The 534-nt window shown below is 63.7% G+C and carries 1 pseudogene; it reads right to left on the bottom strand.

The features are described from left to right. Nucleotides 1-534, bottom strand: a pseudogene (locus J5M67_RS27695) (F0F1 ATP synthase subunit beta); the annotation flags it as partial.

Raw genomic sequence — 534 nt, 5'->3', positions numbered from 1 at the left:
CATCTGGCCGTACACCAGCGCGACCTTGTCGAGAACGTTCGAGTCCTTCATTTCGTGGTAGAAGTCGTTCCCTTCACGGGTACGCTCGCCCACGCCCGCGAACACGGAGTAACCGCCGTGCTCCTTCGCGATGTTGTTGATGAGCTCCATCATGTTGACGGTCTTGCCCACGCCCGCGCCGCCGAACAGGCCGACCTTGCCGCCCTTTGCGAACGGGCAGATCAGATCGATGACCTTGATGCCCGTTTCGAGCAGTTCGGTCGACGGCGACAGCTCGTCGAACGCCGGCGCCTTCTGGTGGATCGAGCGCTTGTTTTCGCTCTCGATCGGTCCCGCCTCGTCGATCGGGCGGCCGAGCACGTCCATGATGCGGCCGAGGGTCGGCTTGCCGACCGGCACCGAAATCGGATTGCCCGTATTCTTCACCACGACGCCGCGGCGCAGGCCGTCGGAGGCACCCAGACAGATGGTACGGACCACGCCGTCGCCCAGCTGCTGCTGGACTTCGAGCGTCAGTTCCGAGCCTTCCAGAAT

It is taken from the genome of Pseudomonas sp. 30_B, assembly GCF_017491605.1.
GTDB lineage: Bacteria > Pseudomonadota > Gammaproteobacteria > Pseudomonadales > Pseudomonadaceae > Pseudomonas.
The sequence above is the reverse complement of the archived record's forward strand: the minus strand, read 5'-3'. Positions and strand labels throughout refer to the sequence as shown.